Origin of the sequence: Streptomyces sp. NRRL S-350 (assembly GCF_000719705.1) — a bacterium.
GTDB lineage: Bacteria > Actinomycetota > Actinomycetes > Streptomycetales > Streptomycetaceae > Kitasatospora.
Map to the genome: position 1 here is coordinate 1 of NZ_JOHO01000122.1, position 6,613 is coordinate 6,613.

General features: G+C 70.2%; 4 protein-coding genes and 1 pseudogene. 3 read left to right on the forward strand and 2 right to left on the reverse strand.

Annotated elements, in window-relative coordinates; translation table 11 throughout:
* Positions 1-349: 349 nt before the first annotated feature.
* Positions 350-1,141: a VOC family protein gene (locus IF30_RS0139640; protein WP_030247803.1), complete on the reverse strand. Its 792-nt coding sequence runs from the start codon at positions 1,139-1,141 to the stop codon at positions 350-352.
* A 216-nt stretch (positions 1,142-1,357) separates the two neighbouring features.
* Here IF30_RS0139640 and IF30_RS0139645 point away from each other — a divergent pair, with 216 nt between their 5' ends.
* The 3 genes from IF30_RS0139645 to IF30_RS0139655 all read left to right on the forward strand — a co-directional run bounded on the left by IF30_RS0139645 (position 1,358) and on the right by IF30_RS0139655 (position 6,355).
* Positions 1,358-3,586, forward strand: coding sequence for an ATP-dependent RecD-like DNA helicase (locus tag IF30_RS0139645; RefSeq protein ID WP_030247805.1), 2,229 nt, complete (start codon positions 1,358-1,360; stop codon positions 3,584-3,586).
* Positions 3,587-3,811: 225 nt separating this feature from the next.
* Positions 3,812-5,101, forward strand: coding sequence for a citrate synthase (locus tag IF30_RS0139650; RefSeq protein WP_030247807.1), 1,290 nt, complete (start codon positions 3,812-3,814; stop codon positions 5,099-5,101).
* A 534-nt stretch (positions 5,102-5,635) separates the two neighbouring features.
* Positions 5,636-6,355, forward strand: coding sequence for an SDR family NAD(P)-dependent oxidoreductase (locus tag IF30_RS0139655; RefSeq protein WP_030247808.1), 720 nt, complete (start codon positions 5,636-5,638; stop codon positions 6,353-6,355).
* Positions 6,356-6,420: 65 nt separating this feature from the next.
* Here IF30_RS0139655 and IF30_RS0139660 read toward each other — a convergent pair.
* Positions 6,421-6,613 (reverse strand): annotated as a pseudogene (locus tag IF30_RS0139660) (haloacid dehalogenase); the annotation flags it as partial.

The window sequence follows — 6,613 nt, forward strand, 5'->3', positions numbered from 1 at the left end:
ACTGCAGGGGGGACCCTGTGGGAGAGTAGGACGCCGCCGAACAATTCTTCAGAAGAACCCCCATCCGGGATCCGGATGGGGGTTCTTCGCATTTCCGGAGTCTTCCGGCCTCGGCTTTTGACGGCGAATTCGAAGCCGATGTTCGAAGCCGATGCGGGCAGTCCGCTGGCAGTGCCACGAGCGCGGGCAGGTCGGACTCGGTGGCCGGGCGGATCGTCAGACCGGTCGTCTCGCTCATGATCGGAGCACGGGAGGGGGCTCGGGGCCGCCTCCGCGCTGGTCTACGCCCGTAGCGCCCTTCACGCCTCTTCTGGGGTGGTTCCGGGGGCAGCCCGCGGGTGATCCGGTGTCACTGTCCGGGTTTCGAGCTGGTGATGACGGCGAAGACGGCGCCGTGCGGGTCGATCAGCTGGGCGAGGCGGCCGACGCCGTGCACGTCCATGGCCGAGATCCGCACGGTGGCGCCGAGCGTGGCCGCGATGGCGAGGGCGGCGTCCACGTTGGGGACCTCGAAGTACGGGAGCCAGTGCGAGGTGGTGCCGGCGGCGGTCTGCTCGGGACCGAGTTGCATGATGCCGCCGTGGGCGTCGTCGGTGCCGCCGCCGGCCGGGGTGAGGACGGTGTAGGTCGAGCCTTCCAGCGGGACGTCCTGTTCCTGCCAGCCGAAGACGGTGCGGTAGAAGGACTTGGCGCGGTCGGCGTCGACGCTGTAGCACTCGGCCCAGCAGAGGCTGCCCTGCTCGTCGACGAGGTCCAGGCCGCGGGTGTCGTGGGGCTGCCAGACGGCGAAGTGGGCGCCGGTGGGGTCGGTGTACCCGGCCATCCGGCCCGAGGTGAATACGTCGAAGGGGGTGAACCTGACCTGGCCGCCTGCCTGTTCGACCAGTTCGGTGGTGCGGTCCGCGTCGAGGGTCGCGAAGTACAGCGTCCACCCGGGCCGGGCGCCGTCCTCGGCGAGGGGGCCGAGGGCGGCGACCGTCCGGCCGTCGAGCCGGAAGAAGCCGTAGCCGCCGGCCTCGGGGCCGGCCGAGTCGAAGGTCCAGCCGAACAGCGTGGTGTAGAAGTCCGCGGCGGCCCGGGTGTCGGGGCTGCTGAGGTCGAGCCAGTTCGGGGAGCCTGGGCGGAACGCGGTGTTGAGCATGACGGCACTGCTCCTCGGACGGGGCCCGGGCGGGCGTGGTCGGCGGTCCCCCTCGCTTCTCCCAGCCTGGCACCTCGGCGTGGGCGCTGCACGGCAGGGTTCCGGCGGGCGTCCGCGCCCGGGGGCCGACCCCGGGGTTCCGGACTTGTCGGGGCCGGGCGGTACGGTGCGTAGCGGAATGGTCCACCCGTACCGGTCGAAGGGGGCCCGGTGAGCATGCAGGCGCAGTCGGGGCAGCAGCAGCCGCGCCAGCTCGCGCAGGTCGAGGGTGTCCTGGAGCGGATCACCTACGCCAACGAGGAGACCGGTTACACGGTGGCCCGGGTGGACACCGGCCGGGGCGCGAACGACCTGCTGACCGTGGTGGGTGCGCTCTTGGGCGCGCAGGTGGGGGAGTCGCTGCGGCTGCACGGGCGGTGGGGTTCGCACCCGCAGTACGGGCGGCAGTTCACGGTGGAGAACTACACGACGGTGCTGCCGGCCACGGTGCAGGGCATCCGGCGGTACCTGGGTTCGGGGCTGATCAAGGGGATCGGGCCGCGGTTCGCCGAGCGGATCGTGGAGCGCTTCGGGGTGGACACCCTGGAGGTGATCGAGAACGAGCCGGCTCGGCTGATCGAGGTGCCGGGGCTGGGGCCGAAGCGGACGAAGAAGATCGCTGTGGCCTGGGAGGAGCAGAAGGCCATCAAGGAGGTGATGGTCTTCCTGCAGGGGGTGGGGGTGTCCACCTCGCTGGCTGTGCGAATCTACAAGCAGTACGGCGACGGCTCGATCGGGGTGGTGAAGAACGAGCCGTACCGGCTGGCCTCGGATGTCTGGGGCATCGGTTTCCTGACGGCGGACCGGATCGCGCAGGCGGTGGGGATCCCGCACGACAGTCCGGAGCGGGTGAAGGCCGGGCTGCAGTACGCGCTGTCGCAGAGCAGCGACCAGGGGCACTGCTTCCTGCCGGAGGAGCGGCTGATCGCGGACGGCGTGAAACTGCTGCAGGTCGACGTCGGGCTGGTGATCGACTGCCTGGCGGAGCTGGTGGCGGCCGAGGGCGTGGTGCGCGAGGCGGTGCCGGGGGAGGACGGCGGGACGGTCACCGCGGTGTACCTGGTGCCGTTCCACCGGGCGGAGATCTCGCTGGCCAACCAGTTGCTGCGGCTGCTGCGGTCGGAGACGGACCGGATGCCGTGGTTCGGGTCCGTGGACTGGCCGGTGGCGCTGGACTGGCTGGCGAAGCGGACCGGGGCCGAACTGGCCCCGGAGCAGCAGCAGTCGGTGCGGCTGGCGTTGACCGAGAAGGTCGCGGTGCTGACGGGTGGTCCGGGTTGCGGCAAGTCGTTCACGGTGCGGTCGATCGTGACGCTGGCGCTGGCGAAGCGGGCCAAGGTGGTGCTGGCGGCGCCGACCGGCCGGGCGGCGAAGCGGCTCGCGGAGCTGACCGGGGTGGAGGCCTCGACGGTGCACCGGCTGCTGGAGCTGAAGCCGGGCGGGGACGCCGCGTACGACCGGGACCGGCCGTTGGACGCGGACCTGGTGGTGGTCGACGAGGCCTCGATGCTGGACCTGATCCTGGCGAACAAGCTGGTCAAGGCGGTGCCGCCGGGGGCGCACCTGCTGTTCGTGGGGGACGTGGACCAGCTGCCCTCGGTGGGTGCGGGGGAGGTGCTGCGGGATCTGCTGGCGGAGGGCGGGCCGATCCCGTCGGTGCGGCTGACCAGGATCTTCCGGCAGGCGCAGCAGTCGGGCGTGGTGACCAACGCGCACCGGATCAACGAGGGCAGGCCGCCACTGACGGACGGTCTGGCGGACTTCTTCCTGTTCGCGGAGGACGACGCGGAGCGGGCGGCCGGGTTGACGGTGGACGTGGTGGCGCGCCGGATCCCGCAGAAGTTCGGCTTCGATCCGCGCCGGGACGTCCAGGTGCTGGCGCCGATGCACCGCGGTCCCGCGGGCGCGGGGAACCTGAACACGCTGTTGCAGGGGGCGGTGACGCCGGCCCGGGAGGGGCTGGCCGAACGCCGGTTCGGCGGCCGTACGTTCAGGGTCGGGGACAAGGTCACCCAGATCCGCAACAACTACGACAAGGGGCGGAACGGCGTCTTCAACGGCACAGTGGGAGTGGTGACCGCCCTCAGCGTGGACGACCAGCGGTTGACGGTGCTCACCGACGAGGACGAGGAGGTGGTGTACGACTTCGACGAACTCGACGAGCTGGCCCACGCGTACGCGGTGACGATCCACCGCTCGCAGGGAAGTGAGTACCCGGTGGTGGTGATTCCGGTCACCATGTCCGCTTGGACGATGCTCCAGCGGAACCTGCTCTACACCGCTGTGACCAGGGCACGGAAACTCGTCGTGCTGGTGGGGTCACGGAAGGCGATCGCCCAGGCCGTACGGGCCGTCAGCGCTGGTCGGAGGCATACCGCGCTCGATCATCGGCTGACTACTGGATGATTATCCAACAGGATGGTTGCCTCTAATGTTCTCTTGACGTGAAGAGATTTACGGCAGAGCCTAGGGTGGTGCCGATCTTGTCCGGTTCGTACCGGCTGCGGCGGCAGGTTTTGTAGGGGCGGGCCCTTTCGGGCCACCCCGGGTGCGCGGCTGTCCTCCGGATGGGGGATGGTGGAGGCAGTCAGGGCACCTTGGAAGAGGATTCATTTCGTCGGTGAGGAAGACGTGAGCGACAACTCGGTAGTACTGAGGTACCAGGACGGCGAGTACGAGTACCCCGTCGTCGAGAGCACTGCGGGCAACGCCGGCTTCGACATCTCGAAGCTGCTCCCGCAGACCGGCCTGGTCACCCTGGACAACGGCTTCGGTAACACCGCCGCGTACAAGTCCGCGATCACCTTCGTGGACGGCGACAACGGCATCCTGCGGTACCGCGGCTACCCGATCGAGCAGCTCGCCTCCCAGGGCGGGTTCATCGAGACCGCGTACCTCCTGATCAACGGTGAGCTGCCCGACGCGGAGCAGCTGGCCGAGTTCAGCCGCGAGATCACCCAGCACACCCTGCTGCACGAGGACGTCAAGCGCTTCTTCCAGGGCTTCCCGCGGGACGCCCACCCGATGGCCATGCTGTCCTCGGTGGTCGGCGCGCTGTCCACCTTCTACCCGGAGAGCCACAACCCGTTCGACGCGGCCCAGCGCCACCTGTCGACGGTCCGCCTGCTCGCCAAGCTGCCGACGATCGCCGCGTACGCGTACAAGAAGGCGATGGGCCAGCCCTTCGTCTACCCGCGCAACGACCTGAGCTACGTCGAGAACCTCCTGCGGATGACCTTCGCCGTCCCCGCCGAGGACTACGAGCTCAACCCGGTCATCGTCAACGCCCTGGACAAGCTGCTCATCCTGCACGCGGACCACGAGCAGAACTGCTCGACCTCCACCGTGCGCCTGGTCGGCTCCAGTCACGCCAACCTCTTCGCCTCGATCTCGGCCGGCATCTCGGCCCTGTGGGGCCCGCTGCACGGCGGCGCCAACCAGGCCGTGCTGGAGATGCTGGAGGGCATCCAGAAGGACGGCGGTGACGTCGACTCGTTCATCACGAAGGTGAAGAACAAGGAGGCCGGCGTCAAGCTGATGGGCTTCGGCCACCGGGTCTACAAGGCGTTCGACCCGCGCGCCGCCCAGGTCAAGGTGCTCGCGCACGAGGTGCTCAGCCAGCTCGGCAAGAGCGACGAGCTGCTGGAGATCGCGCTCAAGCTGGAGGAGCACGCCCTCAAGGACGACTTCTTCATCTCGCGCAAGCTGTACCCGAACGTGGACTTCTACACCGGCCTGATCTACCGCGCCATGGGCTTCCCGACCAGCATGTTCACCGTGCTGTTCGCCCTCGGCCGGCTGCCGGGCTGGATCGCCCACTGGCACGAGATGATCAACGACCCGACCAGCCGGATCGGCCGCCCGCGCCAGATCTACACGGGCACCGCGATCCGCGACTACGTGCCGCTCGACGCGCGCTGACCGAGCGGAAGTCGAGAGGGGCCCGGCCGCCGAGCGGCCGGGCCCCTTCGCGTCCCCGGTCGGTCCCCGGAAGGGGCCCGTAGGCGGACGGAACCGCACGACGCACGACTCCGGGGTCGGCCGCAGCCTGGGGACGGCCGCTCAAAGCGTCCCAGGCCCGCCGGAACCCCGGCGTCGTGCGCGAAGGCCGTCGAAGGAGACGGCCGTTCCCGGGGCCCGCCGGAGCCCCGTCGGCGGCAGCCGGTGGAAGCGCGGGAGACGCGTTGCCGTTCATCGCGTCCCCGCCCGCCGAAACTGCCGCACTACCAACCTAAGACGTATCAGGCTGCGAGAAGTTACGCCCGGGGGGTGTGAGCTGCCTCTCGCCACGCTCCGTGTGCGCCTCGTATCCCGCTCTTATCACACCTTCTCCCGCGCGGGACGTCACCCTCCCCGCAGTGACGGCAACCGAGCGTGATAGGAATCGTGGCATTCCGGTACGGACCGTCGCGCACCCTCGCAGCGCGCCGGCGGAACTGGGGAGGGAGTGCGCAGATGTCCAGGAACGTCGTCGTCACCGGCGGTGGCACGGGAATCGGGTACGAAGTCGCGCGGCGGTTCGCCGAGTCGGACGACCACGTGGTGATCGTGGGCCGACGGCGCGCGGTCCTGGAGAAGGCCGCGGCCGACCTCGGGCCGAACGTCACCCCGCTGGTGTGCGACCTCGCCGACCCGGACGACGTCGAGGCCGTGCTGCGTGAACTGCCCGAACGGATCGACGTCCTGGTCAACAACGCCGGCAGCCGGGAGACCGTGGCCGGCGGCGGCCCGCACGCCCTGCTGGCCCGCTGGCGCGGCGACTTCGAGCGCAACGTGATGACCGTGGTGCTGCTCACCGAGTCGGTCCGCGACCGGCTCACCCCGGGCGCAGGCCGGGTGGTCACCATCAGCTCCATCGCCGCCCTGCGCGGGGCCGGTTCGTACGGCGCGGCGAAAGCCTCGCTGCACGCCTGGAACCACTTCCTGGCGGCCCAGTTGGGCCCCTCGGGCATCACCGCGAACATCGTCGCGCCGGGAACGGTGGCCGGCACCGAGTTCTTCGGGCCCCGGCTGGACGAGGCCGAGGTCTCGCGGCGGGCGGCCCGCACCCTGCTCGGCCGGATCGGGGAGACCGGTGAGGTCGCGGCGGCGGTGCACTTCCTGGCCTCGCCCGAGGCCGGGTTCATCACCGGCGAGATCCTGCACTGCAACGGCGGCGAGCTGCTGGGGCGTTGACCGACGCCCCGAGGGACCGGGGCCCGGACGGGCACCGGACGGGCACCGGGCGGGCCCCGGTCCGGTCAGGCCGGTCGGAAGCGGCGCAGCCGGAGGCTGTTGGTGACCACGAAGACCGAGGAGAAGGCCATGGCGGCTCCGGCGATCATGGGGTTGAGCAGTCCGGCGGCGGCCAGTGGCAGGGCTGCGACGTTGTAGCCGAAGGCCCAGAAGAGGTTGCCCTTGATGGTGGCGAGGGTGCGGCGGGAGAGGCGGATG